19 protein-coding genes are annotated in these 24,000 nt (G+C 72.7%); 9 read left to right on the plus strand and 10 right to left on the minus strand.

All coding sequences use genetic code 11. From position 1 onward, the window contains the following. The first annotated feature begins 40 nt into the window (after nt 1-40). Complete coding sequence (locus tag ACZ4Z3_RS32910) at nt 41-856, plus strand: SAM-dependent methyltransferase (RefSeq protein WP_468504453.1); 816 nt, start codon at nt 41-43, stop codon at nt 854-856. Between the two features lie 83 nt (nt 857-939). Next, nucleotides 940-1,950 carry an ATP-dependent DNA ligase gene (locus ACZ4Z3_RS32915; protein ID WP_468504454.1) on the plus strand — a complete coding sequence of 337 codons (1,011 nt, stop codon included), beginning with the start codon at nt 940-942 and terminating at the stop codon, nt 1,948-1,950. A 59-nt stretch (nt 1,951-2,009) separates the two neighbouring features. On the opposite strand, the gene ACZ4Z3_RS32920 is transcribed toward ACZ4Z3_RS32915, so the two are convergent. From ACZ4Z3_RS32920 to ACZ4Z3_RS32935, 4 genes are all read right to left on the minus strand, one after another. Next, the gene (locus ACZ4Z3_RS32920; RefSeq protein WP_468504455.1) at nt 2,010-2,207 is read right to left on the minus strand and encodes a hypothetical protein; all 198 of its coding nucleotides are present in this window, start codon (nt 2,205-2,207) and stop codon (nt 2,010-2,012) included. A gap of 78 nt (nt 2,208-2,285) precedes the next feature. Continuing rightward, nucleotides 2,286-3,431: an RNA polymerase sigma factor gene (locus ACZ4Z3_RS32925; protein ID WP_468504482.1), complete on the minus strand. Its 1,146-nt coding sequence runs from the start codon at nt 3,429-3,431 to the stop codon at nt 2,286-2,288. Nucleotides 3,432-3,439: 8 nt separating this feature from the next. After that, nucleotides 3,440-3,847, minus strand: a complete 408-nt coding sequence (locus ACZ4Z3_RS32930) for a YciI family protein (protein WP_468504456.1) — start codon at nt 3,845-3,847, stop codon at nt 3,440-3,442. A 260-nt stretch (nt 3,848-4,107) separates the two neighbouring features. After that, nucleotides 4,108-5,385, minus strand: coding sequence for a hypothetical protein (locus ACZ4Z3_RS32935; RefSeq protein WP_468504457.1), 1,278 nt, complete (start codon nt 5,383-5,385; stop codon nt 4,108-4,110). Nucleotides 5,386-5,466: 81 nt separating this feature from the next. Between ACZ4Z3_RS32935 and ACZ4Z3_RS32940 the strand changes: the two genes are divergently transcribed. The 3 genes from ACZ4Z3_RS32940 to ACZ4Z3_RS32950 all read left to right on the plus strand — a co-directional run bounded on the left by ACZ4Z3_RS32940 (nt 5,467) and on the right by ACZ4Z3_RS32950 (nt 8,204). Continuing rightward, the gene (locus ACZ4Z3_RS32940; RefSeq protein ID WP_468504458.1) at nt 5,467-5,754 is read left to right on the plus strand and encodes a hypothetical protein; all 288 of its coding nucleotides are present in this window, start codon (nt 5,467-5,469) and stop codon (nt 5,752-5,754) included. Nucleotides 5,755-5,943: 189 nt separating this feature from the next. Beyond that, nucleotides 5,944-7,170, plus strand: a complete 1,227-nt coding sequence (locus ACZ4Z3_RS32945; RefSeq protein ID WP_468504459.1) for a tetratricopeptide repeat protein — start codon at nt 5,944-5,946, stop codon at nt 7,168-7,170. After that, the gene (locus ACZ4Z3_RS32950; protein ID WP_468504460.1) at nt 7,167-8,204 is read left to right on the plus strand and encodes a polyprenyl synthetase family protein; all 1,038 of its coding nucleotides are present in this window, start codon (nt 7,167-7,169) and stop codon (nt 8,202-8,204) included. The genes ACZ4Z3_RS32945 and ACZ4Z3_RS32950 overlap by 4 nt, the downstream gene beginning before the upstream one ends. A gap of 263 nt (nt 8,205-8,467) precedes the next feature. On the opposite strand, the gene ACZ4Z3_RS32955 is transcribed toward ACZ4Z3_RS32950, so the two are convergent. From ACZ4Z3_RS32955 to ACZ4Z3_RS32965, 3 genes are all read right to left on the minus strand, one after another. Further along, complete coding sequence (locus tag ACZ4Z3_RS32955) at nt 8,468-10,945, minus strand: SpoIIE family protein phosphatase (RefSeq protein ID WP_468504461.1); 2,478 nt, start codon at nt 10,943-10,945, stop codon at nt 8,468-8,470. A gap of 144 nt (nt 10,946-11,089) precedes the next feature. Continuing rightward, the gene (locus tag ACZ4Z3_RS32960) at nt 11,090-11,653 is read right to left on the minus strand and encodes an MBL fold metallo-hydrolase (RefSeq protein ID WP_468504462.1); all 564 of its coding nucleotides are present in this window, start codon (nt 11,651-11,653) and stop codon (nt 11,090-11,092) included. 89 nt (nt 11,654-11,742) lie between these two features. After that, nucleotides 11,743-12,357: a TetR/AcrR family transcriptional regulator C-terminal domain-containing protein gene (locus tag ACZ4Z3_RS32965; RefSeq protein ID WP_468504463.1), complete on the minus strand. Its 615-nt coding sequence runs from the start codon at nt 12,355-12,357 to the stop codon at nt 11,743-11,745. Between the two features lie 223 nt (nt 12,358-12,580). Between ACZ4Z3_RS32965 and ACZ4Z3_RS32970 the strand changes: the two genes are divergently transcribed. Further along, nucleotides 12,581-14,068: an APC family permease gene (locus ACZ4Z3_RS32970; protein ID WP_468504464.1), complete on the plus strand. Its 1,488-nt coding sequence runs from the start codon at nt 12,581-12,583 to the stop codon at nt 14,066-14,068. A 73-nt stretch (nt 14,069-14,141) separates the two neighbouring features. Here the strand turns inward: ACZ4Z3_RS32970 and ACZ4Z3_RS32975 are convergent, their stop codons facing one another. Further along, nucleotides 14,142-14,351, minus strand: a complete 210-nt coding sequence (locus ACZ4Z3_RS32975) for a hypothetical protein (RefSeq protein ID WP_468504465.1) — start codon at nt 14,349-14,351, stop codon at nt 14,142-14,144. A gap of 168 nt (nt 14,352-14,519) precedes the next feature. Here ACZ4Z3_RS32975 and ACZ4Z3_RS32980 point away from each other — a divergent pair, with 168 nt between their 5' ends. From ACZ4Z3_RS32980 to ACZ4Z3_RS32990, 3 genes are all read left to right on the plus strand, one after another. Further along, the gene (locus ACZ4Z3_RS32980) at nt 14,520-17,435 is read left to right on the plus strand and encodes a glycosyl hydrolase family 95 catalytic domain-containing protein (protein ID WP_468504466.1); all 2,916 of its coding nucleotides are present in this window, start codon (nt 14,520-14,522) and stop codon (nt 17,433-17,435) included. Nucleotides 17,436-17,688: 253 nt separating this feature from the next. Further along, nucleotides 17,689-18,786: an ABC transporter substrate-binding protein gene (locus ACZ4Z3_RS32985; protein WP_468504467.1), complete on the plus strand. Its 1,098-nt coding sequence runs from the start codon at nt 17,689-17,691 to the stop codon at nt 18,784-18,786. A gap of 81 nt (nt 18,787-18,867) precedes the next feature. Continuing rightward, nucleotides 18,868-21,696 (plus strand): SpoIIE family protein phosphatase, encoded by a 2,829-nt coding sequence (locus ACZ4Z3_RS32990; RefSeq protein ID WP_468504468.1) that lies wholly within the window; start codon nt 18,868-18,870, stop codon nt 21,694-21,696. A gap of 41 nt (nt 21,697-21,737) precedes the next feature. Here ACZ4Z3_RS32990 and ACZ4Z3_RS32995 read toward each other — a convergent pair whose 3' ends face one another. Together ACZ4Z3_RS32995 and aspA are read right to left on the minus strand one after the other, a co-directional pair. Then, nucleotides 21,738-22,472: an SDR family NAD(P)-dependent oxidoreductase gene (locus ACZ4Z3_RS32995; RefSeq protein WP_468504469.1), complete on the minus strand. Its 735-nt coding sequence runs from the start codon at nt 22,470-22,472 to the stop codon at nt 21,738-21,740. Nucleotides 22,473-22,517: 45 nt separating this feature from the next. Then, nucleotides 22,518-23,930 (minus strand): aspartate ammonia-lyase, encoded by a 1,413-nt coding sequence (gene aspA / locus ACZ4Z3_RS33000; RefSeq protein ID WP_468504470.1) that lies wholly within the window; start codon nt 23,928-23,930, stop codon nt 22,518-22,520. Between the last annotated feature and the right edge of the window lie 70 nt (nt 23,931-24,000).

Here is a 24,000-nt window from a genome sequence, read left to right on the forward strand (position 1 = left end):
TGAAACGTCAAATGCTTCGGTGGAAAGACGGACGCCACTCATGACCGAACACGCGAGCACGCCCGGACCGGCGGCGCACCAGAGGATCGACACGTCGGTGCCGCACTCGGCCCGTATCTGGAACTACTGGCTGGGCGGCAAGGACAACTACCCGGTCGACGAGGAGGCGGGCGACGCCTACACCAAGGTGTTCCCCGGCATCGTCACCATCGCGCGCAGCAGCCGGGCGTTCCTGCGACGCAACATCACGTATCTGGTGACGGAGGCGGGGATCCGTCAGTTCCTCGACGTCGGTACGGGGCTGCCGACCGCGAACAACACCCACGAGGTCGCCCAGCGGATCGCGCCGGAGTCGCGGATCGTGTACGTGGACAACGACCCGCTGGTCCTGGCGCACGCCCGCGCGCTGCTCTACTCCACGCCGGAGGGGGCGACCGCGTACGTCGACGCCAATGTGCTGGAGCCGGACCGCATCCTCGCGGCCGCCGCCGAGACGCTGGACTTCGGCCGGCCCACCGCCCTCATCCTCAGCAACATCCTGGGTCATGTCGCCGACCACGACCAGGCCCGTTCCATCGTCACCCGGCTGATGGCGGCCCTGCCGTCGGGCAGCTACCTCTCCGTCAACGACGGCTCCCTCGGCATCGACCCCGTCTTCGAGCAGGCCCAGGAGGCCTACAACAACAGCGGCGCAGTGCCGTACAACCTGCGGACCCCCGAGCAGATCACCGCCTACTTCGACGGCCTGGAGCTCATCGACCCCGGCGTGGTGTCGGTCCCGCAGTGGCGTCCGGGGCCGGACGACGCGGCTCCCGAGGTCATCGGCGAGCACGGAGGGCTGGCCCGCAAGCCCTGACGCCGAGGCGCGATGTGCTGACGCGACGGGCGTGGGGGCACGTTCGGGTCGCGGGCCGGGCGGGCTGGTCGTAGACCTGACGTATGGTGCTGCGACCGCCGGTGGAGCCGATGCTGGCGAAGGCCCGGGAACGGATGCCACCGCCCGCGGCGCTGCCCGGCGGGCTCGTCGTGCAGCCCAAGTTCGACGGATACCGGACGCTGGTCTTCACGCCCTGGCCGGCGTCCGGACCCGTGCTGATCCAGTCCCGGCGGGGCAGCATGATCCAGGCCCGCTTCCCCGACCTGGCCGCCGCCGCGGAGGCGCTGCCGGACGGCTGGGTCCTCGACGGGGAGGTGGTGGTCTGGGCGGGCGAGGAGCTGTCCTTCGCGTCGCTGCAACGCCGGGCCTCGGCCGGCGGACGCACGGCCGCCCGGCTGGCCGAGGCGCTGCCCGCCCACTTCATCGCCTTCGACGTGCTCCAGGCCGACGGCGTGGAACTCCTGCGCCGGCCGTACGCCGAGCGGCGCGCGACGCTGGAGGACCTGTTCACCGGTCACGGACTCACGGCGCCATGGACCCTCTGCCCGGAGACGCACGACCTGGCCACGGCGCGGGAGTGGCTGGCCTCCTGGACGCGGGTGCCCGGCGTGGAAGGGCTCGTGGTCAAGGGCCGGCAGCAGCGATATCTGCCGGGGACGCGCGGCTGGTACAAGATCCGGCGCCGGGACACCGCGGAGGGCGTCGTCGGCGCCGTCACGGGCACCCTGCGCATGCCGCAGTCCCTCCTGCTCGGCCGCTACGACCGCGAGGGCGTCCTCCGGCTGGTCGCCCGCAGCACCCTGCTGCACCCCGACGCGGTCCGGGACATCGCCGCCCGGCTGTCCCCGGCCCGGCCGGGCCACCCCTGGGAGGGGACCCACTTCACGACGTCCTGGGGCTCGCGCACACCCCTGGAGGTCGTCCTCGTCGAGCCGGACCTGGTGGCCGAGATGGACGTGGACACCGCCCAGGTCCACGGAGCCTGGCGCCACCCGGCCCGCTTCGCCCGCCTCCGGGAGGACATGACACCCGACGAGGTGACGGAGTTCGACGAGGGGTCGGGGTCGGGCTGAAGGTGAACTGTGACGGGGGACGCGTCGACGGGACGCGTTGACAGGGCGGCGCGTATCGGTCAGCCGCCCTGCTTTCCGGCGGCCGCGGGGTCCGCCGCTCGGCAGGCCGCGCACAGCACTCGTGCCCTAGGGCCGTAGCGCTGGGTGAGCCCCTGGCAGCGCGGGCAGGACCCGACCTGTTCCGGTGGACATCCGAGCAGGAGCGCGGCGGTCGCCCGGTCCGTGGAGGGGTCGATGCGTCGCGGCATCTCCTCCATGACTCGAATGTATGTCCGGCGCCTCGTCGGGGCAGGTCGAGCAGCCCCGTCGGCCCCCCTCGGCCCCCCCAGCCGTCGTCAGCGACGCGCCTGCGTGTTGAGCCGGGCCGCCTGGCGGGTCAGGTGGTCGCGTTCGGCGGTGTTGGGTGCCTTGCGGGCCGCCTCGGCGTACAGGCGCGCCGCCGTCGTCAGGTCGCCGTCGCGTTCGTGGAGGTGCGCGGCCACCGCGGTGTGGCGGGGCAGGGAGTCGTCCAGGGTCGCGAGGGCCGCCAGCCCGGCGCGTGGCCCGTCGGCCTCGCCCACGGCGACGGCGCGGTTGAGCCGGACGACGGGGCTGTCGGTCAGCCGTACGAGTTCGTCGTACCACTCGACGATCTGCACCCAGTCCGTCTCCTCGGCGGTGGGCGCGTCGGCGTGCAGCGCGGCGACGGCGGCCTGCGCCTGGAACTCGCCGAGCCGGTCCCGGGCGAGTGCCGCCTGGAGGATCTCGACGCCCTCGGCGATCAGCTTCGTGTCCCACCGGCTCCGGTCCTGTGCGGCGAGCGGCACCAGGCTGCCGTCGGGTGCGGTGCGGGCGGCGCGCCGGGCGTGGTGGAGCAGCATGAGCGCGAGCAGTCCCGCCACCTCGGGGTGGTCGATGCGGGCGGCGAGCTGCCGGGTGAGCCGGATGGCCTCGGCCGCCAGGTCGACGTCGCCCGAGTAGCCCTCGTTGAAGACCAGGTAGAGGACGCGCAGCACGGTGGCGACGTCGCCCGGCTGGTCGAACCGCACCCCGGAGACGGTCCGCTTGGCCCGGCTGATGCGCTGGGCCATGGTCGCCTCGGGAACCAGGTAGGCGCGGGCGATCTGCCGGGTGGTCAGCCCGCCGACGGCGCGCAGGGTGAGCGCGACCGCCGACGACGGGGTGAGCGAGGGGTGGGCGCACAGGAAGTAGAGCTGGAGCGTGTCGTCGGCGGCGGGCGCCGGCCCGGGGGCCGGCTCGTCGTCGGCGAGGTCCTCACGCCGGCGGCGGGCGGTGTCGGCGCGCGTCGCGTCGAGGAACTTGCGCCAGGCGACCGTGACCAGCCAGCCCTTGGAGTCGCGTGGAGGGTCGGTCGGCCAGACGCGCAGCGCTTCGACCAGCGCGTCCTGGACGGCGTCCTCGGCCGCCGCGAAGTCGGCTCCGCGGCGGACGAGGACGGCGAGGACTCCGGGTGTGAGGTCGCGGAGCAGGGCCTCGTCCATCGGGGTGGTCACTCCGTGATGGTGGGCGGCGCGGTCAGGAACGGGCGGAGCTCCAGCCACTCGTGGATCGGCTTCCCACCCGCTCCGGGGGCGGCCGACAGTTCCCCGGCGAGTTCCACGGCCCGCTCGTGGCTGTCGACGTCGATCACCATCCAGCCGGCGATGAGGTCCTTGGTCTCGGCGAACGGGCCGTCGGTGACCGGCGGGCGCCCCTCGCCGTCGTACCGGACCCAGGTGCCCTCGGGAGCGAGCGCCTGACCGTCGACGAACTCTCCGGTCTTCTCCAGCCGGGCGGCGAAGTCGTGCATGTACTGCATGTGCGCCGAGATCTCCTCGGGCGTCCACCGGTCCATCGGGACGTCGTTCACCGCTGCCGGGGCACCGCGGTAGTGCTTGAGCAACAGGTACTTGGCCATCGTCTCTCTCCTCGATGCTCGTGCGACCCATTGTGGTCGCCTTCACCACGGGGACGGAGCCGGTCACGGGTTCTCGACATGCCTGGAGAGATTTTTTTCGGCGGCCTGCCGGTCCTCTGTGCTCACCTCGGAGAAAGGGGTCGCCTGGGCGAGGAGTGGTGGTGCGGCCGACGTGGAGGTCGCCACCGCCCCGCCGCCTGGTGCCGGGCAGGCGGCGGGGTGGTGGGCTCGGCCGGTGGGTCAGTGGACGATGTCTTCGATCATGTGTCCTGCTCGCGCAGGGCGTTGAAGGCCGCCTGCAGTTGGAGCCAGGTCGGATGCGTCTCGTCCGCCCTCGTCGCGTTCGCCACATCGTCCGCGTCCCAGATGCGGCGACCGTCGGTGCGGACGAGGTGGTCCTCCAGGTCTCCGTCGTCGGGGACCTCTGAGGTGGAGTCGAGGAACTCGGCGACCGCGGCTCCCGACGGCTCGCCGTCCGCGCCACGACTGCACGCGGTGGCGGCAGCGGCACCGGCGCCCAGGGAAAGGAGCAGGACGTCACCGTCGTCCGTCGCGACGACGAGTTCCCCTGTCGCGGTGGCGCTCAGGGCGGTCACCCGGGAGCCGGTCGCCACGTCGTGCTCGACCGTGTGCCCGGTCTCGACGTCCAGTTCCACGAGTGTCCCCGTGGGCGTGCCGACCCAGAGCGTGCCGGGTGCGGCGGCGAAGGCGAGGTTGTGCCGCGACCAGGCGCGCATCTGGTCGAGCCACTCCCGCGGATACGGGTAGCCCGGGGTGGGATCGCCGAGTGGGGTCGCCAGAACGCTGCGGAGCGAGGGGAACTGGAACACCTCCAGCGAGTTGCCGTACGCGTTGCCCCTGATCGCGAGGTGCCGTCCGTCCGCGCTGAAGACCGGCGTCTCGTAGCCGTCGACGTCCAGCACGAGCGCCCGCCGCAGTACGCGCATCGTCGAGGGCGACGACGTGTCGTCGACGCGCGCGAAGAGTCCGAACGTCGCGCCTTGGTCGCTGTGGAGGGTGACCACGAGTCCGCCTGCCGGATGCTCGGCGACCCCCGTGTCCCACCGGGGCCCGGTGCTCACGGATCCCGAGGTGAGTTCGATGATGTCCGAGCTGTCCCAGGCGCTCTCCTTCCCGTCCCACGACGGCGTTGCCCACAGCGCGCCGCCGTCCGGGCTGAACACGATGTGGCGGTAACGGGCGCCGGACGGCGCGTTTTCCAGGGCGCGGACACCGTCGGGGGTCCACCGCCTCACCCCGGTCTCCCCCGCCACCACGAGCAGCGGCCGATGCGGATGCCAGTCCACCGCGGGGATCCGTTGCCTCTTCTCCCATTCCGCGGCATCGCCGTACTCACGCGACTCGGCGCCGAAACAACCGAGTTCTCGCAGCCGCCCCGCCCCGCGGTCCCAGACGCGGACCGCCGGACGCTCCGCGTCCAGTCCGGCGATCAGGGGAAGTCGCGGATGGCAGAACAGCCTCACCACGGAGGAGCCACTGCCGACTCGTACGCGAGCCACCGTCTCGACAACAGTCACCGGGAAACCATAGTTCTCCCGTGCGGGCCAACCGAGTTGGGGAGGCGGTGGGCGTGGGCGCGACCGATTATGATCTTGGTCATGACTGTGCAGCACCCCGAGAAGACCCCTTCCCGCAAGCAGAGGCTTCAGGAGAAGCAGCGCCGCCAGCTGGCGGTGGTCGACACCGTCGACAAGGCCGAGGCCAAGGTACGCAAGGCGGAGGTCGAGCTGGCCCTGGCCGTCGCCGAGGCGGTGCAGATGTTCGGCACGGAGCAGTCCGCCTCGGAGGGGCTCGACATGCCGGTCGAGACGATCCGACGCTTCCTCGGCATCGCCAAGGCCGCGGCCGCCGACCAGGCCGACGCCGAGGCAGCGGCCGCCTTGTGAGGTGATCTGCGCCTCACGGGCAACCTCCTTGACGTACCTGACGTCTTGATCAGCAGCAGATGAGGCCCTGGCCCTCGGGCCAGGGCTTGTTTCAGCCGCTCTATACACGCCATGTATACACGAGATGTAGAGATGGTGTGTATACGCAGAGACGGCCTGCATCGCGTGCATTCGGAACGAAAGGCAACCATGTACGGCAAGGCGTTCGCCCCGGAATACCAGGGCGCCCTCACCACCCTCTCCGTGAATTCCTCCCTCACCGAGGTACTGGCCGCCGGCACACGGCAGTTGTTAGAGGCCGAGCGTGCCGGGGAGCACGGCGAGGCGGCGCGCTCCGGGCTCGCGGTGGCCGAGGCGCACCGGCGGCTGGGGCAGATCGGGGAGGCCGATCGCGCGTGGAAGGCGAGTTACCGGGCGGCCAGAGCGGTGGGAGACCAGGGGGCGATGGCCTGGGCGCTGTGGAGCGGCGGCACTCTGGCCCGTCAGCGGGGCTCGTTCCCGCTGGCCCGGCGGCTGCTCGGGCTCGCGGCCGAGATGGGCGAACGGGGCGGGGACATCGTCGTACGCGGCTACTCCCTCGCGGGGCTGGCCGAGACGGGCCGGATCCAGGGCGACTACGAGGCCGTCGCCCGGCTGCACGAGCAGTTGCTGGCCGAGGCCCGGCGGCGCGGCGAGGCCCGGCACACGGTGTGGGCGCTGGAGGGCATCGCGCAGATCCACCGCCAGCGCGGTGAGTACGACACCGCGTACGCGCTGTTCGAGGAGGCGGCGCAGATAGCCGGGGGCGCCGACGACCGGCGCGGCCACGCGTGGGCGCTGCGCGGGCTGGCCGACATCGTCTCGGCGCGGGACGGCGACGTCGAGCGGGCGCTCTCGCTGCTGTCGGAGGCGGAGACCACCTGCCGGGCGATGCGGCTCTCCAGCGCGCTGGCCTACAACCACAAGATGCGGGGCAACGTCCTCTACCGGGCGGGGCGTTACGCCGAGGCGCGCGACACGTACGAGCGGGCGCTGGCGGAGTTCCGCGAGATGAGCGAGCCGCGCGGGGAGGCGCTGTCCCGGCTGGGACTGGCCAAGTCCCTCGCCCGGCTGGGCCGCGACCACACCGAGACGGCCGCCGAGCTCGCCGACCTCGCGAGGGAGTTGGAACGGATCGGGCTGCGGCACGCCAGAGAGATGGTGGAACGGGCCCACACCGAACTCGGGGTACGGCCGCAGAGGGGTTCCGGTGTACGGCAGCAGGGAGACTCCGACGGCGGGGCGCAGGAGGGGAACCGCTTCGGGGTCCGGGCGGAAGCCGACGGCCGGGCGCGCACTGGCGGCCCGGCGCTGCGGGCAGCCGGCGGTTCGGTCGCGGCTGATCCTGTCGGCCGGGGCCGGGGCGCGCGTGGTGTCCGGGTGGAGGCCGGGCGGTGACGCCGGTCTCCTCGGCGCTGCGGGCGCCGGTCGACGTCCCCCTCGTCCTGCGACGTTGCCGTGAGACGGTGCGGCCCGCGCTGCGGGAGGCGATCGGGCGGACGCATCCCTGGGTGGGAGAGATGGCCGGGTACTCCTTCGGCTGGTGCGAGGTGGGCGGCGCCCCCACCGCCGCGTCCGGAGGCAAAGGGGTGCGGCAGGCACTGGCCGTGCTCGGGGCCGAGGCCGTGGGCGCCCCCGGCCGGGCCGGTGTCCCCGCGGCGGTCGCGGTGGAACTGACGCACGTCTTCTCGCTGCTCCACGACGACATCATGGACGGCGACCAGGCGCGGCGAGGACGCCCCACGGTCTGGAAGGCGTACGGCACCGGGCCCGCGGTCCTCGCGGGTGACGCCCTGTTCGCGCTGGCCGTCGAGACGCTCGCCGCGACCGAGGCGGGTCCGTCCGCGTTGCGGATGCTCTCGGCGGCGCTGGGCGACCTGGTGCGCGGCCAGGCGGACGACCTGCTGTTCGCCGAACGGCCCTGGACGGGGCCGGAAAGGGTGCGGTCGGCGCAGTATCTGGCGATGGCCGAGCACAAGACGGGCGCGCTGCTGGGCTGCGCGGCCGCGCTCGGCGCGCTGCTCGGCGGCGGTTCGCCGTCCGCGGTCGCCGCGCTCGATCTGGCCGGCCGCCGTCTCGGGCTCGCCTTCCAGATCGTCGACGACGTCCTGGGCATCTGGGGCGACCCCGAGGTCACCGGCAAACCCGTGCACAACGATCTCCGGGAGCGCAAGAAGACCTTCCCGGTGCTGGCCGCGCTCGACTCCCCGTCTCCCGAGGCGCGACGTCTGGCCGCTCTGCTGACCTCGGGAGGGGACCCCCGCGAGGCGGCCGTACTCGTCGATGCCGCGGGCGGCCGGGCGGCGGCGCTGGACGAGGCACGCGCCCACATCGCGGCGGCCGAGACCGCGCTGGCCGACGTCTCGCTCGAGGGCATGGCCGCGGACGAACTGCGGGCCCTGTCCGCGTTCCTCGTGGGCCGCGACCTCTAGCCAGGGGTCGCCCGGGGCCGCTCCCACCGGTCGCCAGGACACCTGAGGCCCTCCCGTCCGGCTCGGAAAAGCCGTGCGCCATCCACCCCCAGGAGCGCGTGGTCCCCGCCGGCTGAACGCCGGCCGAACGTGCGGCGGCAAGGTCGTGCGGGGTCCGGGCGGCTTGGCCCAGGGCGACGGGCGCAACCAACGGCCCTCTACCGGCGGGTCCCCACAGAACTGGCAAATCCTGGCGCTGCGAGCCGCCGGGCGGCGGCCCCGTCTCACGGGGCGCCCTGGGCTCCCGCGGCGGGTGGGCTGTCGGGGCTCTCGTCCGGGAGGGGCTGCTCGGCCCAGATCGTCTTGCCGGCGGACGTCTGGCGGCTGCCCCAGCGCTCGGCGATCTGGGCGACGAGCAGCAGTCCGCGTCCGCCCTCGTCGAAGACGCGGGCACGGCGCAGGTGCGGGGCGGCGCTGCCGCCGTCGGAGACCTCGCAGACGAGGGCGTCGGCGCGGATGAGCCGCAGCCGGATGGGGGCGTTGCCGTAGCGCATCGCGTTGGTGACCAGCTCGCTGACGATCAGTTCGGTGGAGAAGTCGAGCTCGGCCAGTCCCCAGGCGTCGAGTTGCTCGCCGGTCTCCCGGCGTGCCCCCGCGACGGCCGCGGGGTCCATGGGCAGCTCCCAGGTGCGGACCCGGTCGGCGCCGAGCGTGGCGGTCCGGGCCAGGAGCAGGACGATGTCGTCGGCCGGGGGGTCGGGCTGCACCTTGCGCAGCACCTCGTCGCAGGTTCCCTCCAGGTCGCCGGCGGGGCAGCGCAGCGCCTCGGTGAGCAGGTCGAGTCCGACGTCGACATCGCGACCGGGAGCCTCGACGAGGCCGTCGGTGTACAGGGCGAGCATGCTGCCCTCGCTCATGTCGACGCGGGCGGCCTCGAAGGGCAGTCCGCCCAGCCCGAGCGGTGGCCCGGGGGGCAGGTCCAGGATGTCCACCGTGCCGTCGGGGCGCAGCAGAACAGGGGGCGGGTGCCCGGCCCGCGCCAGGTCGCACACCCCGGCGACGGGGTCGTAGACGGCGTAGAGGCAGGTGGCCCCGACCTCGCCCGAGGCGCCCTCCGCCACGCTCCGCGCGTCCGGGCCCTCCTCCCGGTCGAGGCGGATAACCAGGTCGTCCAGCCGGGTGAGCAGTTCGTCGGGTGTGAAGTCGGCGTCGGCGAGGGTCCGTACCGCGGAGCGCAGCCGCCCCATCGTGGCCGAGGCGTGCACACCGTGGCCCACCACGTCGCCCACCACCAGCGCCACCCGTCCCCCGGACAGGGAGATCACGTCGAACCAGTCCCCGCCGATCTCGTCCCCCGGGCCGGCCGGCAGATAGCGGTAGGCGAGGTCCACGGCCTCCACCGAGGGCAGCCGCTCCGGCAGCAGACTCCGCTGGAGGGCGAGCGCGGTCCGGCGCTCACGGGTGTAGCGGCGGGCGTTGTCGATGCTCACGGCCGCTCTGGCGGCGATCTCCTCGGCGAGCACCAGATCGTCCTGGCCGAAGGCGTCCTCGGTGCGGTGGCGCATCAGCTGCATCACTCCCAGGGTGACGCCCCGGGCCCGGAGCGGCACCATCAACACCGAGTGGATCTTGAATCGCCGTATGTTCTCCTCGCGGCCCGGCACGGCCGCCGTCCACGCACGCAGCAGCGGGTCGCCCGCGCTGTGGTGGCTGCCGCGGCCGGTGATCAGTGCCTGGGCCGGTGGGGAGCCCGGCGGGTGGATGTCGGTGTCGCCGGTCGCGACCACGGATTCCGGGCAGCCACGGAGCACCGACCGCTGTGCGGTGCGGCGGCAGACGACCGGCGTGTCCGGGGGCACGGGCTGTGGCTCGTGGCCCTGGACGACCGACTCCAGGAGATCGACGGTGGCGAAGTCGGCGAACCCCGTCACCGCCACCTCGGCCAGTTCCTCGGCGGTCCGGGTCACGTCGAGGGTGCTGCCGATGCGCACGCTGGCGTCGTTCAGCACGGCCAGGCGCCGGCGGGCCCAGTACTGCTCGGTGATGTCGATGACCAGGGCCGACAGTCCGAGCACGGCGCCCGCCCTGTCCTTCAGCGGGGACAGGAACAGTGACCACGCGTGGTCGCGGACCTCACCGGAGGCGCGGAAGGGCTGCTCCTCGCGGAAGATCATCTCGCCGGTGCGTACGACCTGGTGCTGGAGCCGGTCGATCTCGTCCAGGGGTGGGGTGGGGTAGATCTCCCACAGCGTCTGCCCCCGCATCTCGTCCGGGTTCAGTCCCATGGCCTGGCTCATGACCTGGTTGCAGGTGACGAACCGGGCCTCGCTGTCGTAGATGGCGACGGGCAGGGGAAGCTGCGCGAGCGTGAGGTCCCACAGTTCGGCGGGGCCCGTGTCCGTCGGCCCGGCGGAGTAGGTCACCGCCGCCGGACCGACCACCCAGTGGATCCCGCCGCGCGCGTCCAGCAGGGGCGTGCCCCTGAGCCGCACGGTGACCCGGTCGCCGTCCCGTCTCCGCAGGGCCAGGTCACTCACCCAGGGCTCACCGGCGGCCAGGTGACGTCGCAGCGCGATGGGCAGCCTCGCGGCACGCAGATGGCCGGCCGGTCGGCCCACCACGTCCTCGGGCTCGTACCCGAGCAGCCGCCCGGCCCCGGCACTCCACACCAGGACGACTCCGCGGGCGTCGAGGACGACCGCGAAGTCGTCGGGCGCGGTTGTCCCCTCTGCTCCTGCGGTCGTGTCGGGCTCGTTGTCCATGGGCGTACACCCCGACGTCGTTCCTGCCGTTTTCCAGCACGGCGCTGCGCACCCACCGAGGGCGCTGCCTCCAGCATCCCGCCGCGGCGAGCCCCGCTCAACCGAGGGCCCGGCCGGCTGCGGTCGCCCTCCGCCCGAGCCCCCTCAGAGGGGCGTCGTCTCCGACGGCACGAAGGGCGCGCCGTGGCCGGGGACTATGAGGGCCGGGCCGAGGGCGAGGACCTTCTCCCTGGCCGCGCGCAGCTGGTCGCGGTCGGGGGCGAAGGGGTCGTCGGCCGGTCCCTCGGCGGTCCACCACAGATGGGTGAGGACCACCAGGCCCTCCTCCGCGGTCACCAGGGTGCTGACGTCCTCGGCGGTGTGGCCGGGCGTGGTCATCAGGGTGATCGACGGTGAGAGTTGGTAGCCGTCGGCGTCCCGGTCCTCCCAGATGTCGTCCTGGTAGATGGCCATGTGGTCGTGGAAGCGGGCCGCGGGGAACAGGGCGGCGTTCAGCGTGTGGTCCGGGTGGTGGTGGCTGAAGACCACGTCGGTGACGTCCTCGGGGGCGAGTCCGTGCTCCGTGAGCGGGTCCAGGATGAGCCGGCGGTCGGCGACCATGCCGGGGTCGACGATCGCGACGGTCGCGCCGTCGACGAGCAGGGTGACGGTTCCCGCGACGCGGTCGTCCGCGTAGCCGGTGGTCAGGACGTGGAACGAGGCGGTCACGACGCACTCCTACGGTGAGGCAGAGGAAGGGGTGGAAGGTGAGAAAAGAGGGCTGGACAGGTCGTGCTGTACGGGTCCGTGCCTCCGGGTCACGTGGGCAGGAGCGCCCGGAAACCGGTGAGGAGGGCGCGGAGACCGAGGTCGAAGGCGAGTTCGGCGCGGCGGTGGTCGTGGGGGACGTCGTCGAGTGCGGCGGCGAGGTGCGGGGCGGTCTCCCGCGGTACGTCGGCGACCTGCACCGGCGGGGCCACCAGGTCGAGGGCCGAGCCGAGGACGAAGCTCTCCATCGCGTTGATCAGGGGCATGACCTGGTGCGCGCCGAAGCCGGCGGTCAGCAGGAGTTCCGCGACCTTCTCGTACATCGCGTACAGGAAGGGCTCGCCCAGCGGGGCGGTGGCGATCAGCGGCACCGCCCCGGCGTGCCCGGCGAAGGCCGCACGGTAGGAGCGGGCCCAGTCCTCCAGGGCCTGCTCCCAGGGCTGGGCCGGGTCCCAGGCGTCGGGGCTGGTCTCCAGGGCCAGTTCCTCCCGCATGAGCGAGATGATCTCGTCCCGGCCGGACACGTGGTGGTAGAGCGCCGAGGGAGCCACGCCGAGCTCCCTGGCCAGGGCGGGGATGGTGAGGGTCCCCTGGTCGTCGGCGAGTCTCAGCGCCGCGGCCCCGATACGTCGGCGGTCCAGCAGAGGCGTGCGCGGCCTGGGCACATGGGCTCCTTCGTGCGTCTCCCCGCCGGTGCGGGCGGAACGGCCGCCTCACACCCGGCATCGGAACTTTACCGAATGACTTTCAGTAAAACCCTTCCCGAGCCTCCGGGTGCCCCCTACATTACCGAAACCGAATCGGTTTCAGTTCCGTCGGGCGCTCCGATCTCCGGCCGCCAGGACAGCGACCGACGCCGTCGACCTCACGCAGCACGCGGAGACCTCCATGACCGAGCCCCACACCTCCACCGCTCCCCCACCACCCCCGGCGGGTTCCGGGGCGGACCCGACCGGGCACCTGCAGCGGGCCACGCTCGGCGTCAGCGACATCGTCTTCTTCGTCGTGGCGGCCGCCGCCCCGCTCACCGTCATGGCGGGCATCGCCCCGCTCGCCATCATGTTCGGCGGCATCGGCGCCCCGGTCGCCTATCTGACGGTGGGTGTCGTGCTGTGCCTGTTCGCGGTCGGCTTCACCGCGATGACGCCCCACATCCGCAACGCGGGCGCCTTCTACTCGTACGTCGCCCGGGGCCTCGGCCGTCCCGCCGGGCTGGGAGCGGCGCTCCTCGCGGTGTTCTCGTACAACGCGCTGCAGATCGGCACGTACGGGGCGTTCGGCTTCTTCGCCGCCGGCACCGCGAACGACCTCCTGGGCGTCGACCTGCCCTGGCCCGTCCACGCCTTCGCGGCGATCGCCGTGGTGTGGTTCCTCGGCTTCCGTTCCATCCACGTCGGCGCCAAGGTCCTCGCCGCGCTGCTGATCGCGGAGACCGCCATCCTGGTGCTGCTGGCCGGCGCGATCCTGTTCCAGGGCGGCGCGGACGGCCTGAGCCTCGCGTCGTTCGCCCCCTCCAACGTCTTCACGTCGCAGATGAGCGCGCCGCTCGGCCTCGCCATCGCCGCCTTCATCGGGTTCGAGGCCACCGCCCTCTACCGCGAGGAGGCCCGCGACGCCGACCGCACCGTGCCCCGCGCCACCTACCTCGCCGTCGGCTTCCTCGGCCTCTTCTACACCTTCGTCGTCTGGGTCGTCGTCCAGGCCTTCGGCGACGACCAGGCCGTGGCGACGGCGGCGCGGAACCCGGCGGAGATGTTCTTCACCGCGATGACCCAGTACGTCGGCGGCTGGGCCACCGACCTCCAGCGCGTCCTGATCGTCAGCAGCCTCCTGGCCTCCCTGCTCGCCTTCCACAACGCCATCACCCGCTACGGCTACGCCCTGTCCGTGGAGGGCGCCGCCCCCGCCCGACTGGGCCGGATCCACCCCCGGCACGGTTCGCCGTGGGTCTCCGGTGTGGCGCAGACCGCGCTGGCGGCCCTGGTCACCGCCGTGTTCGCGGCGATCGGCGTGCACCCGTACAACGAGTTCCTGCTGTGGGTGAACACCCCCGGAGTGGTCGGCATCCTCGCGCTGCAGACCCTGGCGGCCTGCTCGGTGGTCGTCTTCTTCCGCCGCAACCCGGGCGCCGCCGGGGCGGGACGGCTGCGGACGGCCGCCGCGCCCGCGACCGCCGCGCTGCTGCTGGCCGTCATCACGGGGCTGGTCTGCACCCGCCTCAACCTCTTCACCGGGGCGTCGCCGGCCGTCAACTGGACGCTCGTGGCGCTCACCCCGGCCGTGTTCGCGAGCGGGGTGGTCCTCGCGACGCGGATCCGCCGCAGGCGGCCGGAGGTCTACGCGAAACTCGCCACCACCGACGTCGAATCCGTGTGACCCCTGCCCTCCGGGGCAGGGGCGGGCCCCGCCGCGGGAGGTCGGACCACCGCCGCGGGACCGTCGGCGGGGGTCAGCCCGCGAGGAGGGTCGCGAACCGGGCCAGGTGCACGACCCGCGGCCCGGCCGGGGCCAGGGCGGCCGGCCAGCTTCGGGGCACCGCGCCGTCGGTGACGGGCGGAGCGCCGACGCGCTGCTCGCGGCGCTGGCCGGACTCCCAGTCAACGCGCTGCTCGTGCCGCACGGCCGGCCAGGAACCGCTGGCCGGACCCGAGTTCGGCACCCACCACACCGGACCACCGACGGGCCGCCCTCGACGGTCTGCCGGCGTCCTTCTAGCGCCGCGCATGCCGTCAAAGCTCGCCAATTCATCCCATGACCCCGCCAGAGTCGCCCGGGCCTTCGTGTAAGGTATGGACACTTCCCGGGGACGGCCCTATAAATCCATCCCATGTCCAGAGATCGTCATGGCCTGACCGGGTCGGGCCGCCCCTTCGACCGCAGATCGTTCCTCGCCACCACCGCCCTGACGGCGGGGGCCACCGCCCTGCCCGGCGGTGCGCTCTCCGGCGGGGCGGCGGCGGCCGTCCCCCCGCAGATCACGCTTCCCGAGCGGGGCATCCACGACACGACCCCCGCCTCCGCCTGGACCGACGGCTTCCTCACCGGCAACGGCGAGCACGGGGCCGTGCTGTACGGCGCGCCCACCCTGGAGAAGGTGGTCCTCAACCATCACCGGCTGGTGCTGCCGAACGGCACCCGTGACGTGAAGCCGCCCGTGCTGTCCGGCCGTCTGGAAGGCGCACGCGACAAGGCGCTCGCGGGCGACTACACGGGCGCCAACCGGGACTTCGCCGCAGGCTGGTCCCTGCGCTGGACGCAGTCGTACCACCCGGCCTACGAGCTGCGCATCGCCACGCCGGGCACGGCGACGGTCCGCGACTACGGGCGGGTCACCGACTTCCGTACCGGCGAGGTGAGTTCGAGCTGGACCGACCAGTACGGCACCTGGACGCGACGGGCGTTCGTCTCCCGCGCCGACAATGTGATCGTCCATGAGCTGCTCCCCGCCTCCGGTCGTACCGTCGACACGACCCTGAGCGTGCACACCGCGCTCGACGGGCTCCCCACCGGCCTGGGCTTCACCACGCGCGCCACCGTCGCCGAGGGCTCCGGCTATCTGAATCTGCGCGGCACCTACCCCGCGGGCCAGGGCGCCTTCGGCTACGAGGGCGTCACCCGTGTCGTCGCCTCGGGCACCGGCGCCACGGTCACCGCCACCGGTGCCACGATCGTGGTAGCCAAGGCGACCAGGGTGCTGCTCCTGACAAAGCTGGGCCGCTACGAGTCGTCCACCGGCTGGGACTCCGAGCCGCTGCACACCCGGCTGGCCGCGCTCGGCACGGACTACGCGGCGCTGCGCGCACGGCACACGGCCCTGCACACCCCTCTCTACGACCGCTCCCGCCTCGATCTGAACGTCCCGGACGCCGACCGCCGGCTCTCCGTCAGCGAACTCCTCGCCCGCCAGAACGCCGACCGCAACGTCATCGACACGGCGCTCCTTGAGCGTCTGTACGACTCGGGCCGCTACTTCTTCCTCAGCTCCAGCGGCATCCTCCCGCCCCGCCTCACAGGGATCTGGGCAGGATCCTGGGGCGCGGCCTGGGCGGACGACTTCACCACCGACGCCAACGTCAACCTCCAGGTCGCGGGCGGCAACATCCTCGACCTCACCGAGCCCATGCAGGGCTACTTCGACCTGATCCTCGGACAGCTCGACGACTGGCGGACCAACGCCAAGAACCTGTACGGAGCCCGCGGCTTCCTCGCCCCCTCCCGCACGGACGGCGAGTACGGCCACATGCTCCACTTCGACGGCGGCGACTTCCCCGGCCACACCTGGACGGGCGGCGCCGACTGGCTGCTGTACCCGCTGCTGGAGTACTACGAGGTCACCGGCGACGAGGCGTTCCTGCGGGACCGGCTCGGGCCCGCCCTGATGGAGCTGGCCCTCTTCTACGAGGACTTCCTCACCCGCACCGACACGAACGGCAAGGCGGTCTTCGTGCCGTCCTTCTCCATGGAGAACTCCCCCGGCAACACCGGCGTGTGCTTCTCGGTGAACGCAACCGGCGACATCATGGCGGGCAGGCACGCGCTGCTGGCCGCGATCGACGCCGCCGACGCCCTCGGCGTCGAACAGGGCAGCGGCCAGGGCGTCGCCCGCTGGACGGCGCTGCTGAAGAAGCTCCCGCACTACCGTGTCAACGGCGACGGGGCGCTGGCCGAATGGTCCTGGCCGGGCCACACCGACCGCTACAACCACCGGCACGTCCAGCACCTGTACGGCGCCTGGCCCCTGCACGAGATCAACCCCGAGGAGGAGCCCGGCCTCGTCCGCACGGCGAAGCGGGCCCTCGCACTGCGCGGCGACCAGAACGTCTCCGCCCACGGCAGCCTCCACCGGGCCCTCGCCGGGGCCCGGCTGAAGGACGGCGGACAGGTCTACGGCAACCTGCGGAAGATCCTCGGCAACAACATGATCTTCAAGTCGTTGATGACGTCCCACAATCCCAACCTGGACATCTACAACGCGGACGCGGCCAACGCCATCCCCGGTGTGCTGGCCGAGGCCCTGCTGTACCACCGCCCCGGAGTGCTGGAGATCCTGCCCGCCCTTCCCGACCAGCTGCCGAAGGGCACGATCAGCGGGGTCAGGGCCCGTGGCCGCATCCGCGTCCACAGCTTCGCGTGGGACCTGGACGCGCGGACCGCCACCCTGTCCGTGACCTCGGCCGTCGACCAGGAGGTGACCCTGATCAGCCGGCGCGGCATGACCTCCGTGTCGACCACGGCGACCGTCACGCCGTCCGCCCTCGGCACCCACGCCAGAAAGGTGTCGCTGGCCGCCGGCCGGCGCACCGAGATCTCCGTCTCCCTGCTCAGCGGCTTCTTCCGGTTGGTCAACCGGCACAGCGGCCACGTCCTCGACGTACCCGGCGCGAGCACCGCCGACGGCGCCGGGATCATCCAGTGGGGCTGGTCCGGTGCCGTCAACCAGCAGTGGCGACTGCTGCCCGAGGCCGACGGCTCCTTCCGCCTGGCCGCCCGCCACAGCGGCCGGCTGCTGGACAGCCCCGGCGGCTCGGGCCCCGGCGCCCAGCTGATCCAGTACCGCGACGCCGGCAGCGACAACCAGCACTGGAAGCTGGTCGACGCGGGCGACGGCCACCACCGGCTGGTCAACGTCCGGGGTGGCTGGTGCGTGAGCGTCGACGGCGACTCGGCGCAGGCGGGCGCCCGCGTCGTCCAGCAGCCCGTCGGCACCGGCACCGGCCAGGAGTGGCGGCTCGTCGCGGTGTGACCCCCCGCGGGCCGTCACGGCGTCGAGGGGTGGTGCGGCGGCCCCGGTGACGAGCAGGGCCGGGCCACCGCGGCGTCGCGCGGGCGATGCCCGGCCATAGGGCTGTGAGGTCGATGGCCGTACCATGACGTGACCGGGCCCACGTCGCCCCGGCCGACTCATGATCCGGCTCGCGTTCCCAGCCGCGAACGTCGGCGGCGTCCCGCCAACAGTCCCGTCCCGCGGGCACCGCACCCGGCTTCGCAGGAGGCACATGGTGAAGGACGTCGGAGTCGACCGAAGAACGTTCCTCCGGGGCGTCGGCGCCGTCACGGCGGGCGCCGCCGCCGTGACGTCCACCGCGTGCGGGCCCCCCGCCGCCCGGAACTCCCGCGGAGCCGGGAACAGCAGGACGGTCGTCGTCCGCGACATCGGCGGCGCCTACGGTGAGGCGCACCGCAAGGCGGTGTACGAGCCGTTCGGCAAGGAGACCGGCATCCGCGTCGACGTGGTCCACATCCCGACCTACGCGGAGCTCCTCTCCCAGATCCGGGAGGGCCCCCGCTTCGACCTCATCGACATCGACATGAGCGCGCTGGCCCTCTTCGAGAAGGACGACGCCACCCAGGAACTCGACTACGACCGGCTGGAGCACACCCGGAACGCCGGCATAGCCCAGTCCCTGCTCACCTCCCACGGCGTCGGCAAGAACTACTGGGCCAGCGTCATGGCATACCGCACCGACGCCTTCGGCGGGATCGCGCCGGAGACCTGGGCCGACTTCTGGGACACCAGGATGTTTCCCGGCGGCCGGGCCCTGCAGAGCCCGGAGGGGGGCCCGCCCGAGTTGGAGTTCGCCCTCCTCGCCGACGGTGTGGCGGCCGACAGGCTCTACCCCCTCGACGTCGACCGCGCCTTCGCGGCCCTGGACGCGATCAAGGGCGCCGTCCACCGGTTCTGGGACGACGGCGCCACACCGGGGCTGCTCCTGGAACGCCGACGGGTCGCCGCCACCACGGTCTGGCACGGCCGCCCGAACCACCTCATCGAGCGCGGTGCCCCGCTCGCCTATCAGTGGAGCGGCGCCCGCCGGCAGAGCAACGGCTACGGCATCCCCCACGGCGCCCGGCACCCGGACGCCGCCCACCGGCTCATCGACTTCGCCCTGCGCCCCGAGGTGCAGGCCGCCGTCGCCGAGCTCTACCCCATGGGCCCGGTGGTGCCGACCGCGTACAAGTACCTGCCCAGGGCCGCCGCGGATCTGGCCAGCTCCCCGGAGCACCTCTACACCGGTTTCGACCTGGACATCGGCTGGTGGGTCGAGAACAAGGAAGCCGTGATCAAGCGCTGGCAGGAGTGGGTGCGGTCCTGAGGACACGGCTCTGGGACGGATCGGCACCGTCTCTCGGCACCGCCGGCTCCCGCCGGGCACCGGGAAGGACATCCCGTGGACATGACCAGCATCTTCGACCGGTCGACCGACCGGCCCGGCGGTCGTCGTTCCCGTACGGCGGCTGCCCCGCCCCCGCCCGAGGACCCGGACCGGTCACGCAGGTCGCCCGCCACGCCGTCCGGGCCCCGTGCGCGTTCCGTGCTGAGCGCGCGCAGCGTCGCGGGTCAGGTGTTCCTGTGGCAGCTGGTGCTGGTGATCCTGTTCGCGGCCGCGGCGGGCGTGGCGCTCGTCCTCCAGGCCCGCACGTCGAGCACGGAGGAGGCCCGCAGAGTGTCGCTGGGCGTCGCCCAGGCCTTCGCGCGGGCCCCGGGAACGGTCGAGGCCATGAAATCCGCCGACCCCACCGCCGTACTGCAGCCGCGGGCGGAGGAGACCCGTGAGCTGACCGGTGTCGACTTCGTCGTCGCGATCGATCCGCGCGGCTACCGCTGGACACACCCCGACCCGAGTCTGATCGGGGAGCACGTCTTCGCCCTGCGCAAGGAGGCGGCTGCCGGTCGGCCCTTCACCCAGGACATCGAGGGCAGCCTCGGGCTCGCCGTGGAGTCCACGGTCCCCGTCTTCGACACGGGAGGACGGAAGATCGTCGGTCTGGTCTCGGTCGGGGTCACGGTCAAGAACGTCAACTCCGTCGTCCAACGCCAGATGCCGATCCTGCTCGGGTCCGTCGGCGGTGCGCTCGCGCTCGTCACCGGCGGCAGCGCCCTGGTGTCGCGGCGGCTGCGCCGGCAGACCCGCGGACTGGGACCGGCCGAGATGACCCGGATGTACGAGCACCACGACGCGGTGCTGCACGCGGTGCGGGAGGGAGTGCTGATCATCGACGGTGACGGGCGGCTGATCCTCGCCAACGACGAGGCACGGCGCCTGCTGGACCTGCCCGCGGACGCGGAGCAACGCCAGATCACCGCGGTGGGCCTGGAGGCGGGTACCGCCGCTCTGCTGGCCTCCGGCCGGGCGGTCACCGACGAGGTCCACCTGGCCGGCGACCATCTGCTGGCGGTCAACATCCGGCCCGTCGACCCGGAAGGCGGCGTACGGGGCCATGTGGCCACCCTGCGGGACACCACCGAACTCCAGGCCCTGGCGGGCCGGGCGGCCGTGGCCAGGGAGCGGCTGCGGATGCTGTACGAGGCGGGCGTGCGGATCGGGACCACGCTGGACGTGGTGCGCACCACCGAGGAGCTGGCCGAGGTGGCGGTCCCCGGCTTCGCCGACGTGGCCACGGTCGACCTCCAGGATCCGGTGCTGGAGGGTGAGGAGCCGGTCGGACCGAGTCCCGAGCTGCGCCGCACGGCCCTGCACAGCGCCAAGGGGTCGTCCTGGCCCCTCTTCCCCGTGGGGGACCTCATCCGCTTCGCCCCCGAGAACCCGGTGGCCGTCAGCGCCCGACAGGGCCGTCCCGTCCTCGACGCCGACCTGACCGCCTCCCACGACTGGCGCGTCCAGGATCCCGAGCGGGCCCGGCGCATCCTGGACTCCGGACTCCACTCCTTGATCACCGTGCCGCTCCAGGCCCGCGGTGTCGTGCTGGGCACGGTCAACTTCTGGCGCGCGGAACAGGACGCCTTCGACGAGGAGGACCTGGCCTTCGCCGAGGAACTGGCCGCCCGGGCCGCGGTCGCCATCGACAACGCGCGCCGCTACACGCGCGAGCACGCCCTGGCCGTGGCCCTCCAGCGCAGCCTCCTGCCGCGTTCCCTGCCCGAGCATTCCGCCGTCGAGGTCGCCCACCGCTATCTGCCCGCCCGCGCCGGTGTCGGCGGCGACTGGTTCGACGTCATCCCCCTGCCCGGGGCGCGGGTGGCGCTGGTGGTGGGCGACGTGGTCGGCCACGGTCTGCACGCCGCGGCCACCATGGGCCGACTGCGCACCGCCGTGCGCACGTTCTCCTCCCTCGACCTGGCCGCGGACGAACTGATCAGACGCCTCGACGAGCTGGTCACCCGGGTCGACGGCGAGGAGAGCCGCGACGGCGAGGGAATCACGGGCGCGACCTGCCTGTACGCCATCTACGACCCGGTCGCCGGGCGGTGCTCCCTGGCCCGGTCCGGGCATCCGGAACCGGCCCTGGTGCACCCCGACGGCACGGTCGAGCGGATGCCGGTGCCGGTCTCACCGCCGCTGGGCCTCGGAGGCGGCCAACCCTTCGAGAAGGCCGAGTACACCCTGCCCGAGGGCTCGCGGCTGGTCCTGTACACGGATGGGCTGATCGAGGACCGCGGCCGGGACATCGACACCGGTCTCGCGCTGCTGCACGACGCGCTGGCGGGGCCGGGGCGGACACCGGAGGAGACCTGCCGGGCGGTGCTCGACGCCCTGCTGCCGGTGCGCCCGAGCGACGACATCGCCCTGCTCGTCGCCCGGTCCCGGCTGCTCGACCCGTCCCAGGTCGCCGACTGGGACATCCCCGCGGATCCCGCCGCCGTCGCCGGGATCCGGGCCCAGGTCGCCCGCCGGCTGGAGGAGTGGGGGCTGGAGGAGTTCGCGTTCTCCACCGAACTGGTGATCAGCGAGCTGGTCACCAACGCCATCCGCTACGGCAGCGACCCGAGGCGGCTGCGGGTCCTGCGCGACGGCGACAGCCTCATCTGCGAGGTCACCGACGGCAGCAGCACCTCTCCGCTTCTGCGCCGGGCCGCCGACACCGACGAGGGAGGGCGGGGACTGTTCCTCGTGGCCCAGTTCACGCAGGGGTGGGGCACCCGCTACCTGGCCCGGGGGAAGGTGATCTGGACGGAGCAGTCGCTCCACGGCAGCCTGCCCGAACCCGACGACGACCTGACCGAGACCCTGCTGGACCAGTGGGACGACGACACGGGCTGGTGACGACGGTCGACGCCGGACCCGGGCCTGAGGCCGGCCGGCGCTCAGAACGCGGTGTAGCCCCCGTCCACGGGCAGCACGGCGCCGGTGATGTAGGACGACTCCGGGGAGGCGAGGAAGAGGACGGCGTCGGCGACCTCCTCGGGCGTGGCGAGCCGGCGCATCGGTATGGAGTCCTCTCGGGTGCGCCGGTAGGCGGCGGGATCGGGCCGCCGCTGGAACGACGCCTCGATGACCGGCGTCATGGTCAGACCGGGGGCGACGACGTTGACGCGGATGCCGCGGTCCGCCCACTCGACGGCGGCGCCCCGGGCCAACGCGATGAGACCGCCCTTGGCGGCGGAGTACAGGGTCTGGTTCGGCATGCCGACCATCCCGAGGCGGGAGCTGACGCACACCATCGACGCGCCCCGCTCGGGGGCCAGCGGCATCAGGTGCTTCATGACGAGGAACGCGCTGAGGAGGTTGGCGTGGAGCACGTCGCGGGCGGCCTCGTAGGACGTCTCCGCGAGCGGGCCGGACCGCTGGAGGCCGTGGCAGAGGACGACCGCTCCCACGTCACCCAGGTGCCCCCGTGCGCGGGCGGCGAGATCGGCGACGAACCGCTCGTCGTCGAGGTCCCCCGCGAGGTAGAGGTCGTCCGGGTGACTCTCCGGCGGCTCGGGTCGCCGTCCGGTGAGCAGGAGGCGGGCGCCCTCGCGGCGGAAGTGGGAGGCGATCGCCTGCCCGATGCCGCTCGACGCTCCGGTGATCACGGCGTTGACGCCCTGCAGTCTCATACGCGTTCCTGGTCGGTCTGGGGAGAGCCGCGGCGCGGCTCGTCGTCAGGCCCGTACCTGCCCCCTGCCGGCGACGATCTCCGGGCGGAGCAGGTCGGTGAGGGTCTCGGCGGGCAACAGGCCCTTCTCCAGCACGAGTTCGGCGACGCCCCGGCCGGTGGCGAGGGCCTCCTTGGCGATGTCGGTGGCCGCCGTGTAGCCGATGTGCGGGTTGAGGGCGGTGACCAGACCGATGGAGTTCTCCACCGCCGCGCGCAGCTCGTCGACGTTGGCGGTGATGCCGTCGACGCAGCGCTCGGCGAGGGTGAGGCAGGCCGCGCGCAGATGCGTGATGGACTCGGACAGGGAGTGCAGGATGATCGGTTCGAAGGCGTTGAGCTGGAGCTGGCCCGCCTCGGCGGCCATGGTGATGGTGACGTCGTTGCCGATCACCTCGAAGGCGACCTGGTTGACGACCTCGGGGATCACCGGGTTGACCTTGCCCGGCATGATCGACGAACCGGCCTGCACCGGCGGCAGGTTGATCTCGTTGAGCCCCGCGCGCGGCCCGGAGGAGAGCAGCCGCAGGTCGTTGCAGCTCTTGGACAGCTTCACCGCGATCCGCTTGAGCACCCCCGACATCTGCACGAACGCGCCGCAGTCCTGCGTCGCCTCGACCAGGTTGGCTGCGGTCACCAGCGGCAGCCCGGTGATGTCCGCGAGGTGCCGGCGCGCTGCTTCGGCGTATCCGGTGGGCGCGTTGAGGCCGGTGCCGATGGCCGTGGCACCCAGGTTGATCTCATGGATCAACTCGACCGCCTCGGAGAGCCGGGACCGGTCCTCCTCGATCATCACGGCGTACGCGGAGAACTCCTGCCCCAGCGTCATGGGGACCGCGTCCTGCAACTGGGTCCGGCCCATCTTGAGCACGTCGCGGAACTCGACCGCCTTGCGGGCGAAGGCGTCCTGGAGGACGGCCATCGCCTTGAGCAGTCCCCGCACCGCGAACACCGTCGCGATCTTCACCGCGGTCGGGTAGACGTCGTTGGTGGACTGGCCGAGGTTGACGTCCTCGTTCGGGTGCAGGAACCGGTACTCGCCCTTGGCGTGACCGAGGAGTTCCAGCGCCCGGTTGGCGACGACCTCGTTGGCGTTCATGTTCGTCGACGTGCCCGCGCCGCCCTGCACGACGTCGACCACGAACTGCTCGTGCAGCTTGCCGTCGCGGATCTCCCGGCACGCGGCGACGATCGCGGCGGCCTTCCCCGCCTCCAGCAGGCCCAGTTCCTCGTTCGCGCGGGCGGCGGCCTCCTTCACCGCGGCCAGCGCCTCGATCAGATGCGGGTACGCGGAGATCGGCATGCCGGTGATCGGGAAGTTCTCCGTGGCGCGCAGGGTGTGGACACCCCAGTACGCGTCGGCGGGAACGTCCCGGTCGCCGAGCAGGTCGTGTTCGCTGCGGGTGACTGCGGCGGTCATGGGTCTGCAGGCCTTCTCTCAGGGGGGGCGTCCAGGGGTAGCGCGGGGGCCTTGCGCGTCGCCGCGCCCA

This window comes from Streptomyces sp. NPDC030296 (assembly GCF_055572815.1).

What these genes read in the sequence shown, in the direction of transcription:
- ACZ4Z3_RS32980 (WP_468504466.1), top strand. Translation starts at nt 14,520, where the DNA reads ATGTCCAGAGATCGTCATGGCCTGACCGGGTCGGGCCGCCCCTTCGAC.
- ACZ4Z3_RS32970 (WP_468504464.1), top strand. Translation starts at nt 12,581, where the DNA reads ATGACCGAGCCCCACACCTCCACCGCTCCCCCACCACCCCCGGCGGGT.
- ACZ4Z3_RS32920 (WP_468504455.1), bottom strand. Translation starts at nt 2,207, where the DNA reads ATGGAGGAGATGCCGCGACGCATCGACCCCTCCACGGACCGGGCGACC.
- ACZ4Z3_RS32990 (WP_468504468.1), top strand. Translation starts at nt 18,868, where the DNA reads ATGACCAGCATCTTCGACCGGTCGACCGACCGGCCCGGCGGTCGTCGT.
- aspA (WP_468504470.1), bottom strand. Translation starts at nt 23,930, where the DNA reads ATGACCGCCGCAGTCACCCGCAGCGAACACGACCTGCTCGGCGACCGG.
- ACZ4Z3_RS32925 (WP_468504482.1), bottom strand. Translation starts at nt 3,431, where the DNA reads ATGGACGAGGCCCTGCTCCGCGACCTCACACCCGGAGTCCTCGCCGTC.
- ACZ4Z3_RS32930 (WP_468504456.1), bottom strand. Translation starts at nt 3,847, where the DNA reads ATGGCCAAGTACCTGTTGCTCAAGCACTACCGCGGTGCCCCGGCAGCG.
- ACZ4Z3_RS32915 (WP_468504454.1), top strand. Translation starts at nt 940, where the DNA reads ATGGTGCTGCGACCGCCGGTGGAGCCGATGCTGGCGAAGGCCCGGGAA.
- ACZ4Z3_RS32945 (WP_468504459.1), top strand. Translation starts at nt 5,944, where the DNA reads ATGTACGGCAAGGCGTTCGCCCCGGAATACCAGGGCGCCCTCACCACC.
- ACZ4Z3_RS32940 (WP_468504458.1), top strand. Translation starts at nt 5,467, where the DNA reads ATGACTGTGCAGCACCCCGAGAAGACCCCTTCCCGCAAGCAGAGGCTT.
- ACZ4Z3_RS32995 (WP_468504469.1), bottom strand. Translation starts at nt 22,472, where the DNA reads ATGAGACTGCAGGGCGTCAACGCCGTGATCACCGGAGCGTCGAGCGGC.
- ACZ4Z3_RS32910 (WP_468504453.1), top strand. Translation starts at nt 41, where the DNA reads ATGACCGAACACGCGAGCACGCCCGGACCGGCGGCGCACCAGAGGATC.
- ACZ4Z3_RS32955 (WP_468504461.1), bottom strand. Translation starts at nt 10,945, where the DNA reads ATGGACAACGAGCCCGACACGACCGCAGGAGCAGAGGGGACAACCGCG.
- ACZ4Z3_RS32985 (WP_468504467.1), top strand. Translation starts at nt 17,689, where the DNA reads ATGGTGAAGGACGTCGGAGTCGACCGAAGAACGTTCCTCCGGGGCGTC.